This window comes from Franconibacter helveticus LMG 23732 (assembly GCF_000463115.2).
GTDB lineage: Bacteria > Pseudomonadota > Gammaproteobacteria > Enterobacterales > Enterobacteriaceae > Franconibacter > Franconibacter helveticus.
Genome location: NZ_AWFX01000024.1, coordinates 78274 through 99265 on the forward strand (window position 1 = coordinate 78274; position 20992 = coordinate 99265).

A 20992-nucleotide genomic window follows, 5' to 3' on the forward strand; every position below is an offset into this window, starting at 1 on the left:
TCTACTGACAGATACCAGGCTATTAAGTTCGCTGGAATTTCTTCCGGTGTGACGCAACCAGAAATCAGAGACTATGGCTCAGGAAATCGAACTGAAATTTATCGTCCATCCCGCTCACGTTGATGCGCTGCGCGCAACGCTCGGCGGCCTTAGCGCTGAACACAGCGCCCCCCGCCAACTGCTTAATATCTATTACGAGACGCCGGATAAACAGCTGCGCCAGCACGGCATGGGGCTGCGTATTCGCGGCGATAACGGCTGCTATGAGATGACGATCAAAATCGCAGGCCGTACGGTTGGCGGCCTTCATCAGCGCCCCGAGTACAATATTGCGCTTGAAAAACCCGAACTGGACCTGGCGCGCTTCCCGGCGGAAATCTGGCCGGAAGGGCTGACGCCGCAGGCGATGCAGGCAGCGGCGCAGCCGTTATTCAGCACCGATTTTCATCGTGAGAGATGGGTCGTGACGCAAGGCGAAAGCCGCATCGAGCTGGCCCTGGATCTCGGTGAAGTGAAAGCGGGCGAGCATGCGGAGCCGATTTGCGAACTGGAGCTTGAGCTGCTTTCCGGCAACCCGGCCGACGTGCTGAAACTTGCGCGCCAGCTGGTTTCGCAACCCGGCCTGCGCCAGGGCAACCTCAGCAAAGCCGCCCGCGGCTATCATCTTGCGCAGGGCAACCCGAAACGGGAAATCAAACCGCTGACGCTGCTTAAGCTGCCGCCGAAAGCCACGGTTGAACAGGGAATGGAAGCCGCGCTGGAGCTGGCGCTTGACCACTGGCTTTATCATGAAGAGCTTTGGCTGCGCGGCAATGAAAAAGCAAAATACCATGTGCAGGAGGCGATTGGCCTTGTGCGCCATACGCTGGCGCTGTTCGGCGCTATCGTGCCAAGAAAAGCAAGCACTCGCTTACGCGACCTGCTGACCCAGTGCGAAGCAACGCTGGCTTCGGAAGCGTCGGCAGAGACCGTTGCTTACAGCGCGGAACAAAGCACAGCCCGGCTGACGCTGACCGACTGGCTGATCTCCCGCGGCTGGCAGCCGTTTCTTGATGACAAAGCGCGCCAGAAAATGGCGGACTCGTTCAAACGCTTCGCCGATATCAATCTTTCCCGCCACGCTTCTGAACTGAAGAGCGCTTTTGCACAGCCGCTGGGCGATCGCTACGGCGATCAGCTGCCGCGTCTTTCGCGCGAGCTGGACGCGCTGCGGCTGCTGGCTGGCGTCTATGATGAAACCGTCGCGCTTTTCTGGCTGGAAAACTGGCAGGGATTGCGTCACGCCATTGAAACCCGCCAGCGTATTGAGATAGAACATTTCCGCAACGAGGCTATCTCGCAGGCGCCGTTCTGGCTGCACAGCGGGAAAAAATAACCGCAGGGAAACCCACCATGAAGCCGCTCTCTTCAGTTTTGCAACAGCACTGGCAAACCGTAACGGAGCGGCTTCCCGCCGCCCTCGACGGCGCAATTCATAACGACGACGCCCGCGCGGCGCTGACCTTCAGCGACTTTGTTCGTGAAGCGGTCAGCGCGCATCCGGAGTGGCTAAGCGAGCTTCAGCAGTCGCCGCCGCAGGCGCAGGAGTGGCAGGCTTACCCTGCCTTGCTGCACGAGACGCTACAGGAAGTGCACGACGAAGCGACGCTGATGCGCGCGCTGCGGCTGTTTCGTCGCCGCATTATGGTGCGTATCGCCTGGGCGCAGACGCTCTCGCTTCTTTCTACTGAAGAGACGCTGCAACAGCTCAGCCAGCTTGCTGAAACGCTGATTGTCGCCGCCCGCGACTGGCTTTACGCCGCCTGCTGCAAAGAGTGGGGAACGCCGTGCAACGCGCAGGGCGTGCCGCAGCCGCTGATGATTTTGGGCATGGGCAAGCTTGGCGGCGGCGAGCTGAACTTCTCCTCAGACATTGATTTAATTTTCGCCTGGCCCGAAAACGGCGTAACGCAGGGGGGAAGGCGCGAGCTGGACAATGCCCAGTTCTTTACCCGCCTCGGCCAGCGGCTCATTAAAGCGCTCGACCAGCCCACCCAGGATGGATTTGTCTACCGCGTGGATATGCGGCTGCGCCCCTTCGGCGACAGCGGCCCGCTGGTGCTGAGTTTCGCCGCGCTGGAAGATTATTACCAGGAGCAGGGGCGCGACTGGGAGCGCTATGCGATGGTGAAAGCCCGCATCATGGGCGACAAAGACGACGCGTGGAGCCAGGAGTTGCGCGCCATGCTGCGCCCGTTTGTTTTCCGCCGCTATATCGACTTCAGCGTGATCCAGTCGCTGCGCAATATGAAGAGCATGATTGCCCGCGAGGTGCGCCGCCGCGGCCTGACCGATAACATCAAGCTCGGCGCGGGCGGCATTCGCGAAACCGAATTTATCGTGCAGGTATTCCAGCTGATCCGCGGCGGGCGCGAGCCGGCTTTGCAGTCGCGTTCGCTGCTGCCGACGCTTGCGGCTATCGAACAGCTTCACCTGCTGCCCGAAGGCGATGCCGCGCGGCTTCGCGAGTCGTATCTCTTTTTACGCCGCCTTGAAAACCTGCTGCAAAGCATTAATGACGAGCAAACCCAGACGCTGCCCGGCGATGAACTTAACCGCGCCCGGCTCGCCTGGGCGATGGGCGCCGAAGAATGGGAAAGCATGCACGCGGCGCTCGATGAACACATGGCGGCGGTGCGCCGCGTCTTTAACGAGCTTATCGGCGACGACGAGCCTGATGCGGAAGAGGACAAGCTTAACGAAGGCTGGCGTGAGTTATGGCATGACGCGCTCGACGCCGACGACGCCACGCCGGTGCTGGCTCACCTTAGCGAGGAGTGCCGCGCCCGGGTGCTGTCGCTGCTGACCGATTTTCGCCGTGAGACAGACAAACGCACTATTGGCCCGCGCGGTCGTCAGGTGCTGGACCAGCTAATGCCGCGCCTGCTCTGCGAAGTGTGCGCCAGCAATAATGCGGCGGTGCCGCTGTCGCGCCTTACGCCGTTGCTTTCCGGCATCGTCACCCGCACCACTTATCTGGAATTGTTAACGGAATTTCCCGGCGCGCTGAAACATCTTATTCGTCTGTGCGCCGCCTCGCCGATGGTGGCGGGGCAACTGGCGCGCTACCCGCTGCTGCTGGATGAGTTGCTCGACCCCAATACCCTTTATCAGCCAACGGCGATGAATGCCTATCGCGACGAGCTGCGCCAGTACCTGCTGCGCGTGCCGGACGACGATGAAGAGCAGCAGCTTGAGGCGCTGCGTCAGTTTAAGCAGGCGCAATTGCTGCGCGTGGCGGCGGCAGATATCGCCGGCACGCTTCCCGTGATGAAAGTGAGCGATCACTTAACATGGCTTGCGGAAGCGATTATCGACGCCGTTGTGCAGCAGGCCTGGGGCCAGATGGTGGCGCGCTACGGCCAGCCGACGCACCTGCGCGACCGTGAAGGCCGCGGTTTCGCGGTTGTGGGTTACGGTAAGCTCGGCGGCTGGGAGCTGGGCTACAGCTCCGATCTCGATTTGGTCTTTCTGCACGATTGTCCGGTGGAAGTGATGACCGATGGCGAGCGGGAAATCGACGGGCGTCAGTTTTATCTGCGGCTTGCGCAGCGCATTATGCACCTTTTCAGCACCCGAACTTCATCAGGCATTTTGTACGAAGTGGACGCCCGTCTGCGCCCGTCAGGCGCGGCTGGCATGTTGGTCACCACGACAGACGCTTTCGCCGATTATCAACAAAACGAAGCCTGGACCTGGGAACATCAGGCCCTGGTGCGCGCCCGCATCGTCTACGGCGAGCCGCAGCTTAAATCTCGCTTCGACGAGATCCGCCACCACATTCTCTCCGGTACGCGGGAAGGCGAGAAGCTGCAAACTGAAGTGCGGGAAATGCGTGAAAAAATGCGTGCGCACCTTGGCAATAAGCATCGCGATCGCTTCGATATCAAAGCAGATGAAGGCGGAATTACCGATATCGAGTTCATCACCCAGTACCTGGTGCTGCGCTACGCCGGGCAGAAGCCGAAGTTGACGCGCTGGTCCGATAATGTGCGCATTCTTGAGCTGCTGGCGCAAAACGACATTATGGAAGAGGCGGAAGCGAAAGCGTTAACCCACGCTTACGTTACGCTTCGCGACGAGCTGCATCATCTGGCGCTTCAGGAATTGCCGGGCCACGTAGAGCAGGGGGCGTTTAACCCGGAACGCGAGCAGGTGCGCGCAAGCTGGCGGCGCTGGCTGCTGCCTTAACCGTGCGATTGAGCGTAATTATGCTATCATCGCGCGCAAATTTTGGTGTCTCTCAGGAGAGTCAGGAATGAAAGTAACGCTGCCCGAATTCGAGCGCGCAGGCGTCATGGTAGTGGGCGATGTGATGCTGGACCGCTACTGGTATGGCCCCACCAGCCGCATTTCACCAGAAGCGCCCGTGCCGGTAGTGAAAGTCGATACTATCGAAGAGCGCCCGGGTGGCGCGGCCAACGTGGCGATGAACATCGCCTCCCTCGGCGCGAATTCCCGCCTTGTGGGACTTACCGGCATTGACGATGCGGCGCGCGCCCTAAGCCAGACGCTGGCGGGCGTAAACGTCAAATGTGATTTCGTCTCGGTGCCGACGCACCCGACCATCACCAAACTGCGTGTGCTTTCCCGCAACCAGCAGCTGATTCGTCTTGATTTCGAAGAGGGTTTCGAAGGCGTAGACCCGGAACCGCTGCACGAGCGCATTAACCAGGCGCTGGGGCAGATTGGCGCGCTGGTGCTTTCCGATTACGCCAAAGGGGCGTTAGCCAGCGTACAGCAGATGATTAAGCTTGCGCGCAAGGCGGGCGTACCGGTGCTTATCGACCCGAAAGGCACCGAGTTCGAACGCTATCGCGGCGCGACGCTGCTTACGCCGAACCTCTCTGAATTTGAAGCGGTTGTCGGCAAATGCAAAAGCGAGCAAGAGATTGTCGAGCGCGGCATGAAACTGATTGCCGATTACGAGCTTTCGGCGCTGCTGGTCACCCGTTCCGAGCAGGGCATGACGCTGCTGCAACCGGGCAAAGAACCGTTCCATCTGCCGACGCAGGCGCAGGAAGTTTATGACGTGACCGGCGCAGGCGACACCGTTATCGGCGTACTCGCGGCAACGCTTGCGGCAGGCAACACGCTGGAAGAAGCCTGCTATTTCGCTAACGCCGCGGCGGGCGTGGTGGTCGGCAAGCTGGGTACGTCGACCGTTTCGCCCATCGAGCTGGAAAATGCGGTGCGCGGGCGTTCAGAGACCGGCTTCGGCGTCATGACCGAGCAGGGGCTGAAAGAGGCGGTGCAGGCTGCGCGCAAGCGCGGCGAGAAAGTGGTTATGACCAACGGCGTGTTCGACATTTTGCACGCAGGCCACGTCTCTTATCTGGCGAACGCGCGCAAGCTGGGCGACCGTCTTATCGTAGCCGTAAACAGCGACGCCTCGACCAAACGTCTGAAAGGCGAGACGCGTCCGGTTAACCCGCTTGAGCAGCGCATGGTCGTCCTCGGCGCGCTGGAGGCGGTAGACTGGGTGGTCTCTTTTGAGGAAGATACGCCGCAGCGACTGATCGGCGAAATCCTGCCGGATCTGCTGGTTAAAGGCGGCGATTATAAGCCCGAAGAGATCGCAGGCAGTAAAGAAGTGTGGGCCAACGGCGGCGACGTGCTGGTGCTCAACTTTGAAGATGGTTGCTCTACCACCAATATCATCAAAAAAATACAGAAAAACAGCTAACTGAACGGCTCAGGCCCCGTGCTCCGGCAGGGGGCCTGAAAACGACGGTTAGTCCTGCTTTTCGATATTATCGACCGGCGGAATAGCCGGCGGCGGGGTAACCGGCTCGGCGGTAACTGCCGCCGCCGTCGCAGGCGTAGCGGTTGTCGTGGTCGCTGAAGCCGCAGCAGGCGTACCGGTACCACGGTTTTCCAGCTCGGTCAGGCGCTGTTCAAGCGCAGTCAGTTTTTCACGGGTGCGCAACAGCACCTGAGTTTGTACATCAAATTCCTCGCGGCTCACCAGGTCAAGGCGCGACAGCTGGGATTGCAGAACCTGGCGGATCTTCTTCTCGACATCTTCCCCGAACTCGCGGATCCCTTTTGGCATCGATTCCTGGACCTGACGGGCGATCTGTTCAATTTTCTTCGGGTCAATCATAGCGGTTTCCCTGATCTTCAACGGTTTGAACTTTAATTGTAATCCCTGATCCCGAGGGGATAAACCGGAAATGTTTGAATCGAATACATTGCCGACAATAATCATTGGCGTTATAGTTAACCCGCTTATTCTCAGGGCGGGGCGAAATTCCCCACCGGCGGTAAATCAGCGAACGCTGAAAGCCCGCGAGCGCTTCAGGTTGTTTCTGAAGGTCAGCAGATCCGGTGAAATTCCGGGGCCGACGGTTAAAGTCCGGATGGGAGAGAGTAACGATCAAGCGACGGCATGCCGTCCGCTCACGTTATTTTTTTGGCCGCTTTTCGGCACTCCTAAGACCGCCCTGATTCTGGTAATCCATAATTTTAATGAGGTTTCTTTACCATGAATCAGACGCTTCTTTCCTCTTTTGGTACTCCGCTTGAACGCGTGGAAAACGCGCTGGCCGCGCTGCGTGAACATCGCGGTGTGATGGTGCTTGACGACGAAGACCGTGAAAACGAAGGCGATATGATCTTCGCCGCCGAAACCATGACCATTGAACAAATGGCGCTGACTATTCGCCACGGCAGCGGCATTGTCTGCCTGTGCCTTACCGACGAGCGCCGCCAGCAGCTCGATCTGCCGATGATGGTGGAAAATAACACCAGCGCCTACGGCACCGGCTTTACGGTGACGATTGAAGCGGCGCGCGGGGTCACCACCGGCGTTTCCGCTGCTGACCGCATTACGACGATTCGCGCGGCGATTGCCGATGACGCTAAGCCGTCCGACCTCAACCGTCCGGGCCACGTTTTCCCGCTGCGCGCGCAGCCGGGCGGCGTGCTGACGCGCGGCGGCCACACTGAGGCGACTATCGATCTGGTTACGCTTGCGGGCTTTAAGCCAGCAGGCGTGCTGTGTGAACTGACGAACGACGACGGCTCAATGGCGCGCGCGCCGGAGTGCATCGCTTTTGCGAAGCAGCACAATATGGCTGTCGTCACGATTGAAGATCTGGTGGCTTACCGCCAGGCGCATGCGCGTAAAGCCAGCTAAGGCGTAAAGCGAACAGTAAAAAGCCCGGTTTTTATACCGGGCTTTTTTTTCAGCCGATGCCGCTGGTTTGCAGCAGCGTCAGGCTAAAACCCATTACCGACATGCCGCACAGCACGCCATAGCTTGGGTTATTATGCGGGTCTATCTCTTTAGCAAGCGGCATCAGCTCGTCGACTGAAAGCGCCACCATGATCCCCGCCACCGCAGCCATGATGGAAGCCATAACCACTGGCGACACCATCGAGCCCAGAATAAGCCATGCCAGCACGCCGCCGATAATCTCCGCAAGACCGGAAACGCCTGCCCAGATCACCGCTTTACGTTTAGAGCCCGTTGCGGCATAAACCGGCCCGGCCACCGCCAGCCCTTCGGGAATATTGTGCAGCGCAACGGCGAGCGCAATGCCAAAGCCCAACTCCAGGTTATTGCTGGCGGTAACGAACGTGGCGACCCCTTCCGGGAAGTTATGCAGGCTGATGCCAAGCGTCAGCAGCAGAGCGGTACGCCGTAAATTACGCACGCCGTGCGCTTCGCCGTGGCCTTTATCCAGTAAATCCTGCGGGTGCGCGTGCGGCAGCATGCGGTCCAGGGCGAAGTAGCCAAGCAAACCAACAATGAACATGCCATAACCCAGTACTGGCGACATTCCCTCTTCATGCAACGCGGCAGGCAGCATTTCCATCAGCGAAATGAGCAGCATGATGCCTGCGGCAAAGCCCAGCGAAAACGCCAGCAGGCGGTTAGATGGCCGCTGGCCGAGAACCCCTAAAAAAGCGCCGATAAAAGTGGCGCCGCCCGCCAGTAACGTCAGGATCAGAGGCACAGACATGAAACGCTCCTTATGATAATGATTCTCATTAATGTAAAGGGCCGGACAATAAAGGTCGAGTAACCGCAGGGTCTTTTACACATTTCTTACATTCAAAATTTCTGATGATGATCATCATGCTTATCTGAGTTCTTCCTGCCATCAAAGCGCGTAAGGTTGAAGCCATTAACGACTCCGCTTTATTAAGGATATCACCATGGCTTCTTCTCGCATGCCCGCACTTTTTCTTGGCCACGGAAGCCCTATGAATGTGCTGGAGGACAATCATTATACCCGCGCCTGGCGCCAGCTTGGCGATACCTTGCCGCGCCCGAAAGCGATAGTTGTGGTCTCGGCTCACTGGTATACGCGCGGTACAGGCGTGACGGCTATGGAGCAGCCAGAAACCCTTCACGATTTCGGTAACTTTCCACAGGCGCTTTTCGATACGCGTTACCCTGCGCCCGGTTCGCCTGAACTTGCGCATCGCGTGGCGGAACTGCTTGCGCCAGTGCCGGTGACGCTCGATCGCGAAGCCTGGGGATTTGACCATGGCTCCTGGGGCGTGCTGATTAAAATGTACCCTGAGGCTGATATCCCCATGGTGCAACTGAGTATAGACAGCACCAAACCGCCCGTCTGGCATTATGAACAAGGCAAAAAGCTGGCGCAGTTGCGTGATGAAGGCGTCATGCTGGTGGCGAGCGGCAACGTCGTCCATAACCTGCGCACGGCGCGCTGGCATGGCGAAAGCGCACCCTATGCCTGGGCGGAATCGTTCAATAACTTTGTTAAAGAAAACCTGCGCTGGCAGGGCGAAGCGCAGTCGCACCCGCTGGTGAATTATCTCAACCATGAAGGCGGCAGCCTGTCGAACCCTACGCCGGAGCATTTTTTGCCGTTACTCTATGTGCTTGGCGCGTGGAATGGCGAGGAGCCATTGAGCGTGCCGGTAGAGGGAATGGAAATGGGGTCTCTCAGTATGCTTTCGGTGCAGGTGGGATAAAAAATGGCGCGTTAGCCGCGCCATTCGAGTTATTCAACAAAAATGTGCGGGTAAAAGCGGGAGAGATCCTGCGTGATAAGCTCGCGGTCTTCACGGATCCCGATGCCTGCCGCCCGATCGTTAATCAACCAGCTGCCGATCAGCGTATAGCTTTCGCCAAACTTAGGAAGCGGGTGGAACTGCTGGACGATCATCCCTTCTTCGCCATAAGGCCCTTCTACCTGCGCGATCGGCTGGCCGTTTTCGACGATAGAAACGTTGGCCCCTTCCCGTGAGAAGATTGGCTTCATAACATATTTCGCCAGCTCCGGGTGATCGTCTTCGGCAAAATAGGCAGGAAGCAAATTCGGATGGTTAGGGAACATTTGCCAGAGCATCGGCAGCAGCGCCTTATTCGAGATAATGCTCTTCCAGGCAGGCTCCAGCCAGCGTACGCCTGCATCTTCAAGTTTGGTGGAGAACATCTCGCGCAGCATATGCTCCCACGGGTAGAGCTTGAACAAGTTGCCGATAACCTGATCCTGAAGATCGGTAAACTGTCCTTTTTCGCCAAGGCCAATATCTTCAATAAACAGGAATTCGCCTGGCAGCTGCGCTTCGGCGGCGCAGTCTTGTAGATACTGCACCGTGCCGCGATCTTCAACCGTGTCGCGACAGCAGGCGAAGTGCAACAGGTTAAAGCCGTGCTGCTCTTTCAGCTCGGCGAAGCGCGCAATCAGCTGTTCCTGCAAACTGTTGAACTGATCGCTGCCCGCGGGCAGCTTGCCTGCGTTGAGCTGATCTTCAAGCCAGATCCACTGAAAAAAAGCGGCTTCGTACAGAGAGGTTGGCGTATCGGCGTTATTCTCCAGCAGCTTCGGATCGCCTGCGCCGTCCCAGGCGAGATCGAGACGTGAGTAAAGCGAAGGTTGCTGCGTACGCCATGACTGGCGGACAAACTCCCAGGTGTGCTTAGGAATGCGAAATTTAGCCATCAGCTCGTCGCTGGCGACCACTTTTTCCACCACCTGCAAACACATCTGATGCAGCTCTTCCGTTACCGCCTCAAGGCGTTCAACCTGCGCCAGCGTCAGTTTGTAATAAGCCTCTTCACACCAGTATGGCTCGCCGTACATGGTGTGAAAGTTGAAGCCGTATTCGGTTGCTTTCTCGCGCCAGTCCGGGCGCTCGCTGATAGCGATTCTTTCCATTGCGTTTAGCCGCCCATTGAGCGGGAGCCAGTGCCCACCGCGCTGCGTTGCATCGCGCTTTGCTTCGCTACCGTTTCACCGAAACCGCCGCGAGTAATAGTGCTGGTGGTTGCCGGCTTCGGCGCCAGCGCGGTTTTAGGAACCGTAGCGGTACGGCCCGGTTGCGCGGCGCCGTAGCTCTTGCCGCTGGCGTCGGTATATTGGCCGTAAGCCGGGCTTGCCGGGTTACGGGAGCTGAAAAGCGGCTGCTGCGCGAAGCCCATGCCGCCGCCCATCAGACGGCCCATCATGTAGCCCGCCATCAGCGGCATCCAGAAACTGCCGCTGCTCTGCGCCTGCGCCTGGTTTTCCGTTGAACCGCTTCCCGCCATGCCTGCCTGAGCAGGCGCCTGCTGGCACTGCCCTTCGCCGAATTCCGCCACGCAATCTTCACGAGTGGCATACTTCGGCGCGGTGCGCTCGGCTTCTTTCAGGGCGTTGTTATAGGCCGTGGTGCACTCGGCGCTTTTGCCCGGGTTGGCTTGCGAGCAGTCATCCGCGTTCTGAAACATCTGTACGGTTTCATCGCTTTTTTCGCAACCGGCAAGCATAAAGACCGCGGTGACCGCAAAGGCCACCGGTGTAAGGTGACGCGCGTTCCAGCTTTTGCGGAACGTAGCGTGATTTATCTGTTTTGTCCGTTTCATTATTTTCTTCCTGGCCCCAGAGATATTGCACAGTTATGGTGCTCAGGATAGTGGATGAGTGGTTGAAATTAAAGCGGAGGGCCGCGAGGGCAGGGGATCTTTACGTTGCCTTACGTAAAGGCGTGATGCGCGCTGACGCATCACGCCTGAAGGGCAATTACTGGCGGAACGGGTTTGCGCCAGAGGTGCGGCTGGCCGCGGCAGGTTGTACCGAAGCGGCAGGTTGGGCGGTCGACATCGCTGCGTCGTTGCCTTCGCCATTAGCGGCGGCATTAACATTCGCAGTGAAGCTGTCTACCGCGGCGTCCTGCTGCGGATTCTCCGGCGCTACGCTTTCCGGCGAAGTCGGGATCGGCTTGCCGAGCGTCGTGTTCAGCGCAACCAGATCCTGTTCATTAAGCGTACCGAGCGCCGCTTTAATGTTGAGCTGGTTGATCAGGTAGTTATAACGCGCGCTGGAAAGCTGCTGTTTCGCGTTGTAAAGCGTGGTGGTCGCATCCAGTACGTCGACAATGGTACGCGTACCTACCGCGTAACCCGCTTCAGAAGCGTCCAGAGAGCTTTGCGCGGAAACCACGGCCTGCTCATAAGCTTTAATGCTGCTGATAGAAGCGTTGATGTTGTTCCAGGAAGAACGCACGGTCTGGATCACGCTGCGGTGCGCGCTTTCCAACTGCTCGCTGGCGCTGACGAAGTTAAACTGCGCCTGTTTGACCTGCGACGTTACCGAACCGCCGCTGTAGATCGGCAGATTGAAGCTCAGGCCGACAGAGTTCTGACCGATATTACGGTCTGCGTAACTCGAACTGCTGATGGCGTTTCCACGCGTCGCGCTGCCGCTGTAAGAGGTGTCGGAGACGCTGCTGGAGGCGGTTAAGCCCAGCGTCGGCAGGTGACCGGTTTCCGCGTAGCGGATCTGCTCACGCGCCAGATCCTGGCTCAGACGCGCCTGCAACAGGGTCAGGTTGCGGTTTTCCGCTTCCTTCAGCAGTGCGTTGACGTTGTCCGGCTTGTTGGTTTTGAAAGTATCAACGTTCAGAGAAGCAAGCTGCGGATAGTAGTTGCCGCTTACCTGGCGCAGTTGTTCTACTGCGTTATCCAGATTGTTGCGCGCGGTCACTTCGTTCGCCAGCACCGTATCGTACTGGGAGCGGGCGTTCTGCACGTCGGTAATCGCAACCAGGCCTACGTTAAAGCGCTGGGTGGTTTGATCCAACTGGCGGTAAATCGCCTGTTTTTGCGCTTCTGTGTAAGAAAGGGCGTCAATGGCGCTCAGTACGTTAAAATAGGCGGTAGCGGTGTTGAGGATCAGCGTCTGCTGGTCTGTCTGATAAGTGACATCCTGGACGCCTGCGGTTTTTTCCTGCAACGTCAGGGCGCGCCATCTCGACATATCAAAGATAGTCTGGGTCAGTTGCAGCGAGCCGCTGGTGACACTGGAATTTACGCCGTCGCTATCGCGAAAGCCGCTGGTATAGGTGTAATCGGCACCCAGACCTAACTGCGGCAGCAAGGGGCTGCGTGCTTCGTTAATTTTTTCGAATGCGGCGTCACGGTCAGCAGCGGATCGACGAAGATCCGGGTTACTTAAACGTGCCTGCTGATAAACCTGCAACAGGTTCTCTGCCTGGCTCATGGCGCTGAAACCCGTCAGGCTCAGACCGATAAGGATGGGGAGCAGTTTCTTCATTTGCATTCCTTGTTGTGAAGCAAAAATATTGTTAGCGCTGACAGAAGTCGAAAAATGATCGCCGATTCTAACAGAGTCAGCCTGCCGTGCGGCTTGGCGTAACGTGCCATCTGCCTTTAAATTTCATCAATCTACCACATACCCGCACCAGCAGCAGGTAAAGTGGCTTGAAATTACCAGATTCGCCACTATAAAGGAGTGGAAAACATCATGAGTAAACCCGCCAAATCAGCCGTTACGTTCGCCAAAAACGATGTAGAAATTATTGCACGAGAAACGCTCTATCGCGGCTTTTTTTCACTGGATCTTTACCGCTTTCGTCACCGCCTTTTCAACGGCGAAATGAGTGGCGAAATCAAGCGTGAAATTTTTGAGCGCGGTCATGCCGCAGTACTGCTACCCTTTGACCCGGTGCGCGACGAGGTAGTGCTTATCGAACAGATTCGTATCGCCGCCTACGACACCAGCGAAACGCCGTGGTTACTGGAGCTGGTGGCAGGCATGATTGAGCCTGGCGAAACGGTTGAAGAGGTCGCCCGCCGCGAAGCGATGGAAGAAGCCGGGCTGTCCGTCGGCCGGGTTAAAAAATTCATGAGTTATCTGGCAAGCCCGGGGGGCACCAGCGAGCGCCTTTCTTTAATGGCAGGCGAAGTGGACGCCACGACCGCGAAAGGGATTCACGGTCTGGCTGATGAAAACGAAGATATTCGGGTTCATGTGGTAAGTCGGGAGCAGGCATACCTGTGGGTTGAAGAGGGGAAAATCGATAACGCAGCCTCGGTCATCGCATTGCAATGGCTGCAATTACATCATGAAGCATTGAGACAAGAGTGGAACACCTGAAAATGAAGCGCTATACGCCTGACTTCCCAGAAATGATGCGCCTGTGCGAAACCAACTTCGCTCAGCTGCGCCGCCTGCTGCCACGCAACGACGAGGTGGGCGAAACCGTGAGCTATCAGGTCAATAGCGCGCAATACCGATTAACTATCCTGGAATCTACCCGTTACACTACCCTTGTGGAAATAGAACAGACTGCGCCGAAGGTCAGTTACTGGAGCCTGCCGTCGATGTCCGTTCGGCTTTACCATGACGCGATGGTGGCGGAAGTGTGTTCGAGCCAGCAGATATTTCGTTTTAAAGCGCGCTATGATTATCCGAATAAAAAGTTGCATCAGCGCGATGAAAAGCATCAAATTAACCAGTTTCTTGCTGACTGGTTGCGCTATTGTTTAGCGCATGGAGCGATGGCGATTCCGGTTTGTTAGCATCGTGAAACCTAAGGACACCATTTGGAAAGCCTGTTAAACCTTCCTGTTGATGGCGACGCCAGCATCAGGATTTTGCAAATAACCGATACCCACCTGTTTGCCGGAAAAGAAGAAACGCTGCTCGGCATTAAAACCTGGGAAAGCTATCAGGCGGTACTGGCGGCTATCCATGAACAGCAGCGTCCGTGCGATTTGATTGTCGCAACCGGCGACCTGGCGCAGGATCACTCGCCCGAGGCCTACCAGCACTTCGCTTCAGGCATCGCGTCGATGGCCGCGCCCTGCGTCTGGCTGCCCGGCAACCATGATTTTCAGCCCGCTATGTACAGCGCGCTACAGGAAGCGGGTATCTCTCCAGCAAAACAGGTGACGGCAGGCGATAAATGGCAAATAGTGCTGCTCGACAGCCAGGTGTTTGGCGTACCTCATGGTGAACTTAGCGAGTATCAACTGGAGTGGCTGGAACGTAAGCTTAGCGAATCGCCCCATCGTCATACGTTGCTGCTGTTGCATCATCACCCTTTGCCTGCGGGTTGTAGCTGGCTCGATCAGCACAGCCTGCGCAACGCGCCGGCGCTGGATGAAGTGCTGAGCCGTTTCCCTCGGGTAACAAACTTGCTGTGCGGCCATATCCATCAGGAGCTCGATCTGGACTGGAACGGGCGGCGTATACTCGCCACGCCTTCCACTTGCGTGCAGTTTAAGCCCCACTGCGCCAACTTCACGTTGGATACTATCGCGCCTGGCTGGCGCTGGCTTGAACTGCACCCGGACGGCACGCTGACCACGGAAGTGTGTCGCCTGACCAGCGCGCAGTTTCGCCCGGATATCGCCTCAGAAGGCTACTGATGCCGACGCTTCTCTATTTGCACGGCTTCAACAGTTCGCCGCGCTCCGCCAAAGCCACCAGCCTGCAACGCTGGCTTGCGCAACATCATCCTGAAATTGAGATGGTTGTGCCGCAGTTGCCGGCTTACCCGGCCGAGGCCGCGGAGCTGCTTGAATCGCTGGTGATGGAGCATGGCGGCGACGCGCTTGGCGTGGTGGGTTCTTCGCTTGGCGGTTATTACGCGACCTGGCTTTCGCAATGTTTTATGCTGCCTGCCGTCGTGGTGAATCCGGCGGTACGCCCTTATGAATTACTCATTGATTTTTTAGGCGCCAATGAGAACCCCTACACCGGGCAGCAATATGTGTTAGAGTCTCGCCACATTTACGATCTTAAAGTCATGCAGATAGACCCGCTGGAAGCGCCGGATCTCATCTGGCTGTTGCAGCAAACAGGCGACGAAGTGCTGGATTATCGCCAGGCGGTGGCGTATTACGCCTCCTGCCGCCAGACGGTGGAGACCGGCGGTAACCACGCTTTTGTAGGCTTCGAAGATTATTTCACCCAGATTGTCGATTTCCTCGGGCTGCGCTAAGCCTGGAGTATCGATTCCGTTTTGTTATCTGACGATTAAATCATGACGCAATCCTATAATGCCGATGCCATCGAGGTACTCACCGGGCTTGAGCCGGTTCGCCGTCGTCCGGGGATGTACACCGATACCACCCGGCCCAACCATCTGGGCCAGGAAGTAATTGATAACAGCGTGGACGAAGCGCTGGCCGGGCACGCGAAGCGCGTGGACGTTATCCTGCACGCCGATCAGTCGCTCGAAGTTATCGACGATGGGCGCGGCATGCCGGTGGACATCCACCCTGAAGAGGGCGTTCCGGCTGTTGAACTGATCCTCTGCCGTTTGCACGCAGGCGGCAAATTTTCCAACAAAAACTACCAGTTCTCCGGCGGCCTGCACGGCGTGGGGATCTCGGTGGTCAACGCGCTGTCGACCCGGGTCGAAGTGAACGTGCGCCGCGACGGGCAGGTTTACAACATCGCTTTCGCCAACGGCGAAAAGGTGAAAGATCTGAGCGTGGTCGGCACCTGCGGCAAGCGCAACACCGGTACCAGCGTTCATTTCTGGCCGGACGAGAAGTTCTTCGACAGCCCGCGTTTTTCCGTATCGCGCCTTACTCACTTGCTGAAAGCCAAAGCGGTGCTGTGCCCGGGCGTGGAAATCACGTTCAAAGATGAAGTTAATAATACCGAGCAGCGCTGGTGTTACCAGGATGGCCTGAACGACTACCTCACTGAGGCGGTTAATGGCCTGATCACGCTGCCGGAAAAACCGTTCATCGGCAATTTCTCGGGTGATACCGAGGCTGTGGACTGGGCGCTGCTCTGGCTGCCGGAAGGCGGCGAGCTGCTTACGGAAAGCTACGTTAACCTGATCCCCACGATGCAGGGCGGCACGCATGTAAATGGCCTGCGCCAGGGGCTGCTGGACGCGATGCGCGAATTTTGCGAATACCGCAATATTTTGCCGCGCGGCGTGAAGCTTTCCGCTGAAGATATCTGGGATCGCTGCGCCTATGTGCTTTCGGTGAAAATGCAGGATCCGCAGTTTGCCGGTCAGACCAAAGAACGTCTCTCGTCCCGCCAGTGCGCGGCGTTTGTCTCAGGCGTGGTGAAAGATGCGTTCTCGCTGTGGCTGAATCAGAACGTGCAGGCGGCGGAAATGCTGGCGGAAATGGCAATTTCCAGCGCCCAGCGTCGTCTGCGCGCGGCCAAAAAAGTGGTGCGCAAAAAGCTCACCAGCGGCCCGGCGCTGCCTGGCAAGCTTGCCGACTGCACCGCGCAGGATCTGGCGCGTACCGAGCTTTTCCTGGTGGAAGGGGATTCGGCAGGCGGTTCCGCCAAACAAGCCCGCGACCGCGAATATCAGGCTATCATGCCGCTCAAGGGCAAGATCCTGAATACCTGGGAAGTCTCCTCCGATGAGGTGCTGGCGTCGCAGGAGGTGCATGACATCTCCGTGGCTATCGGCATTGACCCCGACAGTGAAGACCTGACCCAGCTGCGCTACGGTAAGATCTGTATCCTGGCGGATGCGGACTCCGACGGGCTGCACATCGCCACGCTGCTTTGCGCGCTGTTCGTGAAGCATTTCCGCTCGCTGGTGAAAGGCGGACACGTTTATGTCGCTATGCCGCCGCTTTACCGTATCGATCTGGGTAAAGAGGTCTATTACGCGCTGGACGAAGAAGAAAAGGCCGGCGTGCTGGAGCAGCTTAAGCGCAAGAAGGGCAAACCGAACGTGCAGCGCTTCAAGGGGCTCGGCGAGATGAACCCGATGCAGCTTCGTGAAACCACGCTGGATCCGAACACCCGTCGCCTGGTGCAGTTAACCATCAGCGATGGCGACGACGAACGTACGCAGGCGGTGATGGATATGTTGCTCGCCAAGAAGCGTTCTGAAGATCGGCGCAACTGGTTGCAGGAAAAGGGCGACCTCGCGGATATCGAGGTATAACGGTCCCGCTCCGGCAGGCAATAAAAAAGGCGATGGTTCTCATCGCCTTTCTTTTTTTAGCGCTAAGCCGCTTACTTCACGCCTTCTTCCAGAATGCGAATATGCGTATCAAGTACATCGCCTTTTACCGCTTCGCTCCAGGATTTCATGTGCGCCGTTTGCAGGTGCGCCTGCAAATGCTGCACGCTTTCCCATTTCTCCAGCATCACGATGGAGTCTGGCGCGCTGGTCTGGAAATCTACGCCTGCGGCGTGATCGATAAGCGGCGCGTAGCCGTGGCAACCTTCTTCCGCCAGCACCGTCGGGATAATTTTCCGAAAGGCGTCCAGCACCGCCTGGCGATGATGCGCGCCAGGGCGGGTACGAATTTCTGCAATCACTGTCAGCATGGTTAACTCCTTTTGTAAAACCGCCTTTCAGTTAAGCAAAAATTTTCGCCAGATGCTCGCGATATTCTGCAACATAGCGCGGCACGTCCGGCATTTTGATGACGTCGTTAGCGATAAAGGTCGGCAGACCGCTCAGGCCGATAAATTCATTAGCCTTATGAAACGGCAGATAAACGCCGTCCACGCCTACGCCGTGAAAGAACTGCTCTTTGTCGTCAAACGCTTCCAGCGGCGCGTTCCAGGTCAGCGACAGCATATATTTTTTGCCCTGTAGCAGGCCGCCGGAGCCATATTTTTTGGATGCGTCTGAGCGGGTGCGGCCATCGCTTGCGTACAGCGAGCCGTGGCCTTCGGTGAAAACATCGTCAATGTATTTCTTAACGGTCCACGGCGCGCCCATCCACCAGCCCGGCATCTGGTAAATAATCACGTCGGCCCAGAGGTACTTCTGTACTTCGGCTTTAACGTCATAATCGCTGTCGGCGCGAGTCACCTGAACATCATGCCCGGCGTCGCGCAGAAAACCTTCCGCGACCTCGGTCAGGGTGTCGTTAAGCTGGCCATTGGAGTGAGCGAATTTTTTCGCGCCATTGATGATAAGTACGTTGCTCATTATTTATCCTCTAACTATTACGTTTGGCATTAATTTTACCGCAGCAGGCGGCGCGGCAAAATGAGCAAATTGAGCAAAGACTTTTGCTTAAAAAGCAATAATCAAAGCGAAAGCAGAAAGATAACCAGCAAGTTCCCACGATGAACAACGCGGTAAAGGCACTATACTGACGGCAACTACGCAACGATAAATTGACGCACGCCCACCCGGCAGAAAAGCCTGATCGTATATACAATACTGTGACAGCACGCCTGCGGATAAGGTACTATCGCGGGCAAAGATCTGCCCGGCGGGCAGGCATTGACGCGTGTAAAGCTACACCACGGTCTGAGGAAAAGAATTAATGAGCGATATGACTCACGACGGTGCAGAGCGCCTCGCGCTGCATGAGTTTACGGAAAACGCCTATCTCAACTACTCCATGTACGTCATCATGGACCGCGCGCTGCCGTTTATCGGCGACGGGCTTAAGCCTGTTCAGCGCCGTATTGTCTATGCGATGTCGGAACTGGGGTTAAACGCCAGCGCGAAATTTAAAAAGTCGGCGCGTACCGTGGGCGACGTACTGGGTAAATATCACCCGCACGGCGACAGCGCCTGTTACGAAGCGATGGTATTGATGGCGCAGCCTTTCTCTTACCGTTACCCGCTGGTCGATGGCCAAGGGAACTGGGGGGCGCCGGACGATCCGAAATCCTTCGCGGCGATGCGTTATACCGAATCGCGCCTGTCGAAATATGCCGAAGTGCTGCTGGGCGAGTTAGGCCAGGGAACAGTGGACTGGATCCCTAACTTCGACGGGACGTTGCAGGAGCCGAAAATGTTGCCGGCTCGCCTGCCGAATATTTTGCTGAACGGCACCACCGGCATCGCGGTAGGCATGGCGACCGATATTCCGCCGCACAACCTGCGCGAAGTCGCCAAAGCGGCCATCAGCCTGATTGAGAACCCGAAAAGCACGCTTGAAAACCTGCTTGATATCGTGCAGGGGCCGGATTACCCGACCGAGGCGGAAATCATCACCCCGCGCGACGAAATCCGTAAGATTTACCAGAGCGGCCGCGGCTCCGTGCGTATGCGCGCCGTCTGGAAAAAAGAAGATGGCGCAGTGGTTATTAGCGCGCTGCCGCACCAGGTTTCCGGCGCGCGCGTACTGGAACAAATAGCAAACCAGATGCGCGCGAAAAAGCTGCCGATGGTCGATGACCTGCGCGATGAATCCGATCACGAAAACCCGACCCGTCTGGTGATTGTGCCGCGCTCCAACCGCGTGGATATGGAGCAGGTGATGAACCACCTCTTCGCCACGACGGACCTGGAGAAAAGCTATCGCATCAACCTCAATATGATTGGGCTTGATGGTCGCCCGTCGGTGAAAAACCTGCTGGAGATCCTCACCGAATGGCTGGCTTTCCGTCGCGATACGGTGCGCCGTCGTCTTAATTATCGTCTGGAGAAAGTCCTCAAGCGCCTGCATATCCTGGAAGGTTTGCTGGTTGCGTTTCTTAATATCGACGAAGTTATCCATATTATCCGCAGCGAAGATGAGCCGAAGCCGGTGCTGGTCAGCCGTTTCGGCATTAGCGAAACCCAGGCGGAAGCCATTCTCGAACTGAAACTGCGTCATCTCGCTAAGCTTGAAGAGATGAAAATTCGCGGCGAGCAGAGCGACCTTGAAAAAGAGCGCGACCAGATCCAGGGCATCCTCGCTTCCGAGCGCAAGATGAACACGCTGCTGAAAAAAGAGATCCAGGCGGATGCCGATGCCTACGGCGACGATCGCCGTTCGCCGCTCAATGAGCGCGAAGAGGCGAAGGCGATGAGCGAGCACGATATGCTGCCGTCCGAGCCGGTAACCATCGTGCTTTCGCAAATGGGTTGGGTGCGCAGCGCTAAAGGCCACGATATCGACGCGCCAGGGCTTAGCTATAAAGCGGGGGACAGCTGGAAAGCGTCCGCCAAAGGCAAGACGAACCAGCCGGTTGTGTTTGTCGACTCCACCGGCCGCAGCTATGCGCTTGACCCGATAACGCTGCCTTCCGCGCGCGGACAAGGCGAGCCCATCACCGGCAAGTTGACGCTGCCGCCGGGCGCCGTTGTTGAACATATGCTGATGGCGCCGGAAGAGCAGAAGCTGTTAATGGCTTCCGACGCGGGCTACGGCTTCGTCTGTACCTTTAACGATCTGATAGCCCGTAACCGCGTGGGCAAAGCGCTTATCACGCTGCCGGAAAACGCCAGCGTGCTGCCGCCGCTGGAGATCCACCACGACGACGATATGCTGCTGGCTATTACTCAGGCGGGGCGCATGCTGATGTTTCCGGTTGCCGATCTGCCGCAGCTTTCTAAAGGCAAAGGCAACAAAATCATCTCCATTCCTTCGGCAGAAGCGGCGAAAGGCGAAGATAAGCTCGCTTATCTCAACATCCTGCCGCCGCAAAGCACCGTGACGCTGCATGTAGGCAAGCGCAAAATTAAGCTTCGCCCCGAGGAGCTGCAAAAAGTGCATGGCGAGCGCGGGCGTCGCGGTACGCTGATGCGCGGCTTGCAGCGCATCGACCGCGTAGAGATTGACTCTCCGGCGCGCCCTACAGTGGGCGACAGCGAAGAGTAAGCCGGGCTTTTTAAACAGAAGGTGTTGGAGCAAAGCGCCAGAGATGAACCCGGCCACCACGGCCCTCTCCCTTGCGGGAGGGGGCGGGCGAGAGGCGAAGCTTAACCCGGCACTGACCTGGCGTGGCCTGACCGGCTCTGCGTAAACTTTTCCCATCGAACCCATTGTTTGTTAGCGCGTTGCGCA

18 protein-coding genes and 1 riboswitch are annotated in these 20992 nt (G+C 57.4%); of the genes, 11 read left to right on the top strand and 7 right to left on the bottom strand.

Translation table 11 applies throughout. From position 1 onward, the window contains the following. The first annotated feature begins 73 nt into the window (after positions 1-73). The 3 genes from DW56_RS06675 to hldE all read left to right on the top strand — a co-directional run bounded on the left by DW56_RS06675 (position 74) and on the right by hldE (position 5725). On the top strand, positions 74-1375 hold the full coding sequence (locus DW56_RS06675) for a CYTH domain-containing protein (protein ID WP_024552833.1): 1302 nt from the start codon (positions 74-76) through the stop codon (positions 1373-1375). Between the two features lie 17 nt (positions 1376-1392). Then, the gene (gene glnE, locus DW56_RS06680) at positions 1393-4230 is read left to right on the top strand and encodes a bifunctional [glutamate--ammonia ligase]-adenylyl-L-tyrosine phosphorylase/[glutamate--ammonia-ligase] adenylyltransferase (protein WP_024562054.1); all 2838 of its coding nucleotides are present in this window, start codon (positions 1393-1395) and stop codon (positions 4228-4230) included. Positions 4231-4297: 67 nt separating this feature from the next. Then, the gene (gene hldE / locus DW56_RS06685; RefSeq protein ID WP_024554269.1) at positions 4298-5725 is read left to right on the top strand and encodes a bifunctional D-glycero-beta-D-manno-heptose-7-phosphate kinase/D-glycero-beta-D-manno-heptose 1-phosphate adenylyltransferase HldE; all 1428 of its coding nucleotides are present in this window, start codon (positions 4298-4300) and stop codon (positions 5723-5725) included. Between the two features lie 48 nt (positions 5726-5773). On the opposite strand, the gene ubiK is transcribed toward hldE, so the two are convergent. Then, the gene (gene ubiK, locus DW56_RS06690) at positions 5774-6145 is read right to left on the bottom strand and encodes a ubiquinone biosynthesis accessory factor UbiK (RefSeq protein WP_024554268.1); all 372 of its coding nucleotides are present in this window, start codon (positions 6143-6145) and stop codon (positions 5774-5776) included. 123 nt (positions 6146-6268) lie between these two features. After that, positions 6269-6417: riboswitch (FMN riboswitch) on the top strand. 109 nt (positions 6418-6526) lie between these two features. Between ubiK and ribB the strand changes: the two genes are divergently transcribed. Next, complete coding sequence (ribB, locus tag DW56_RS06700; protein ID WP_024562055.1) at positions 6527-7180, top strand: 3,4-dihydroxy-2-butanone-4-phosphate synthase; 654 nt, start codon at positions 6527-6529, stop codon at positions 7178-7180. A 49-nt stretch (positions 7181-7229) separates the two neighbouring features. Here ribB and zupT read toward each other — a convergent pair whose 3' ends face one another. Then, entirely contained in the window at positions 7230-8009 is a 780-nt protein-coding gene (zupT, locus tag DW56_RS06705) for a zinc transporter ZupT (RefSeq protein WP_024562056.1), read from the bottom strand. A 196-nt stretch (positions 8010-8205) separates the two neighbouring features. On the opposite strand from zupT, the gene ygiD reads away from it, so the two are divergent. Continuing rightward, complete coding sequence (gene ygiD, locus DW56_RS06710) at positions 8206-8994, top strand: 4,5-DOPA-extradiol-dioxygenase (protein WP_024551358.1); 789 nt, start codon at positions 8206-8208, stop codon at positions 8992-8994. Between the two features lie 29 nt (positions 8995-9023). Here the strand turns inward: ygiD and DW56_RS06715 are convergent, their stop codons facing one another. The 3 genes from DW56_RS06715 to tolC form a co-directional block, all read right to left on the bottom strand. Then, the gene (locus DW56_RS06715; protein WP_024551357.1) at positions 9024-10184 is read right to left on the bottom strand and encodes a glutathionylspermidine synthase family protein; all 1161 of its coding nucleotides are present in this window, start codon (positions 10182-10184) and stop codon (positions 9024-9026) included. A 5-nt stretch (positions 10185-10189) separates the two neighbouring features. Continuing rightward, on the bottom strand, positions 10190-10870 hold the full coding sequence (locus DW56_RS06720) for a DUF1190 family protein (RefSeq protein WP_024551356.1): 681 nt from the start codon (positions 10868-10870) through the stop codon (positions 10190-10192). A 157-nt stretch (positions 10871-11027) separates the two neighbouring features. Further along, the gene (gene tolC, locus DW56_RS06725) at positions 11028-12560 is read right to left on the bottom strand and encodes an outer membrane channel protein TolC (protein ID WP_024551355.1); all 1533 of its coding nucleotides are present in this window, start codon (positions 12558-12560) and stop codon (positions 11028-11030) included. Positions 12561-12770: 210 nt separating this feature from the next. Between tolC and nudF the strand changes: the two genes are divergently transcribed. The 5 genes from nudF to parE are packed head-to-tail and all read left to right on the top strand — an operon-like array spanning position 12771 to position 17190. Further along, positions 12771-13403, top strand: coding sequence for an ADP-ribose diphosphatase (gene nudF / locus DW56_RS06730; protein WP_024551354.1), 633 nt, complete (start codon positions 12771-12773; stop codon positions 13401-13403). A gap of 2 nt (positions 13404-13405) precedes the next feature. After that, entirely contained in the window at positions 13406-13828 is a 423-nt protein-coding gene (locus tag DW56_RS06735) for a DUF1249 family protein (protein WP_024551353.1), read from the top strand. A 24-nt stretch (positions 13829-13852) separates the two neighbouring features. Next, positions 13853-14680, top strand: coding sequence for a 3',5'-cyclic-AMP phosphodiesterase (cpdA, locus tag DW56_RS06740; RefSeq protein ID WP_029589750.1), 828 nt, complete (start codon positions 13853-13855; stop codon positions 14678-14680). Continuing rightward, positions 14680-15255 (top strand): esterase YqiA, encoded by a 576-nt coding sequence (gene yqiA, locus DW56_RS06745; RefSeq protein WP_024551351.1) that lies wholly within the window; start codon positions 14680-14682, stop codon positions 15253-15255. Before cpdA ends, yqiA begins: the two co-directional genes overlap by 1 nt. A gap of 42 nt (positions 15256-15297) precedes the next feature. After that, a complete protein-coding gene (parE, locus tag DW56_RS06750; protein ID WP_024551350.1) occupies positions 15298-17190 on the top strand; it encodes a DNA topoisomerase IV subunit B in 1893 nt (630 codons plus the stop codon). Positions 17191-17261: 71 nt separating this feature from the next. On the opposite strand, the gene DW56_RS06755 is transcribed toward parE, so the two are convergent. Beyond that, entirely contained in the window at positions 17262-17579 is a 318-nt protein-coding gene (locus DW56_RS06755; RefSeq protein WP_024551349.1) for a putative quinol monooxygenase, read from the bottom strand. Between the two features lie 31 nt (positions 17580-17610). Then, positions 17611-18192: an NAD(P)H-dependent oxidoreductase gene (locus DW56_RS06760; RefSeq protein ID WP_024551348.1), complete on the bottom strand. Its 582-nt coding sequence runs from the start codon at positions 18190-18192 to the stop codon at positions 17611-17613. 343 nt (positions 18193-18535) lie between these two features. Here DW56_RS06760 and parC point away from each other — a divergent pair, with 343 nt between their 5' ends. After that, positions 18536-20806 carry a DNA topoisomerase IV subunit A gene (gene parC, locus DW56_RS06765; RefSeq protein WP_024551347.1) on the top strand — a complete coding sequence of 757 codons (2271 nt, stop codon included), beginning with the start codon at positions 18536-18538 and terminating at the stop codon, positions 20804-20806. Positions 20807-20992: the final 186 nt, after the last annotated feature.

Excerpts from the sequence above, each read along its gene's own strand:
- DW56_RS06760 (WP_024551348.1), bottom strand. The coding sequence starts at position 18,192 with ATGAGCAACGTACTTATCATCAATGGCGCGAAAAAATTCGCTCACTCC.
- nudF (WP_024551354.1), top strand. The coding sequence starts at position 12,771 with ATGAGTAAACCCGCCAAATCAGCCGTTACGTTCGCCAAAAACGATGTA.
- hldE (WP_024554269.1), top strand. The coding sequence starts at position 4,298 with ATGAAAGTAACGCTGCCCGAATTCGAGCGCGCAGGCGTCATGGTAGTG.
- parC (WP_024551347.1), top strand. The coding sequence starts at position 18,536 with ATGAGCGATATGACTCACGACGGTGCAGAGCGCCTCGCGCTGCATGAG.
- ubiK (WP_024554268.1), bottom strand. The coding sequence starts at position 6,145 with ATGATTGACCCGAAGAAAATTGAACAGATCGCCCGTCAGGTCCAGGAA.
- DW56_RS06735 (WP_024551353.1), top strand. The coding sequence starts at position 13,406 with ATGAAGCGCTATACGCCTGACTTCCCAGAAATGATGCGCCTGTGCGAA.
- ygiD (WP_024551358.1), top strand. The coding sequence starts at position 8,206 with ATGGCTTCTTCTCGCATGCCCGCACTTTTTCTTGGCCACGGAAGCCCT.
- zupT (WP_024562056.1), bottom strand. The coding sequence starts at position 8,009 with ATGTCTGTGCCTCTGATCCTGACGTTACTGGCGGGCGGCGCCACTTTT.
- yqiA (WP_024551351.1), top strand. The coding sequence starts at position 14,680 with ATGCCGACGCTTCTCTATTTGCACGGCTTCAACAGTTCGCCGCGCTCC.
- tolC (WP_024551355.1), bottom strand. The coding sequence starts at position 12,560 with ATGAAGAAACTGCTCCCCATCCTTATCGGTCTGAGCCTGACGGGTTTC.
- glnE (WP_024562054.1), top strand. The coding sequence starts at position 1,393 with ATGAAGCCGCTCTCTTCAGTTTTGCAACAGCACTGGCAAACCGTAACG.
- DW56_RS06755 (WP_024551349.1), bottom strand. The coding sequence starts at position 17,579 with ATGCTGACAGTGATTGCAGAAATTCGTACCCGCCCTGGCGCGCATCAT.
- parE (WP_024551350.1), top strand. The coding sequence starts at position 15,298 with ATGACGCAATCCTATAATGCCGATGCCATCGAGGTACTCACCGGGCTT.
- DW56_RS06715 (WP_024551357.1), bottom strand. The coding sequence starts at position 10,184 with ATGGAAAGAATCGCTATCAGCGAGCGCCCGGACTGGCGCGAGAAAGCA.
- ribB (WP_024562055.1), top strand. The coding sequence starts at position 6,527 with ATGAATCAGACGCTTCTTTCCTCTTTTGGTACTCCGCTTGAACGCGTG.
- DW56_RS06675 (WP_024552833.1), top strand. The coding sequence starts at position 74 with ATGGCTCAGGAAATCGAACTGAAATTTATCGTCCATCCCGCTCACGTT.
- DW56_RS06720 (WP_024551356.1), bottom strand. The coding sequence starts at position 10,870 with ATGAAACGGACAAAACAGATAAATCACGCTACGTTCCGCAAAAGCTGG.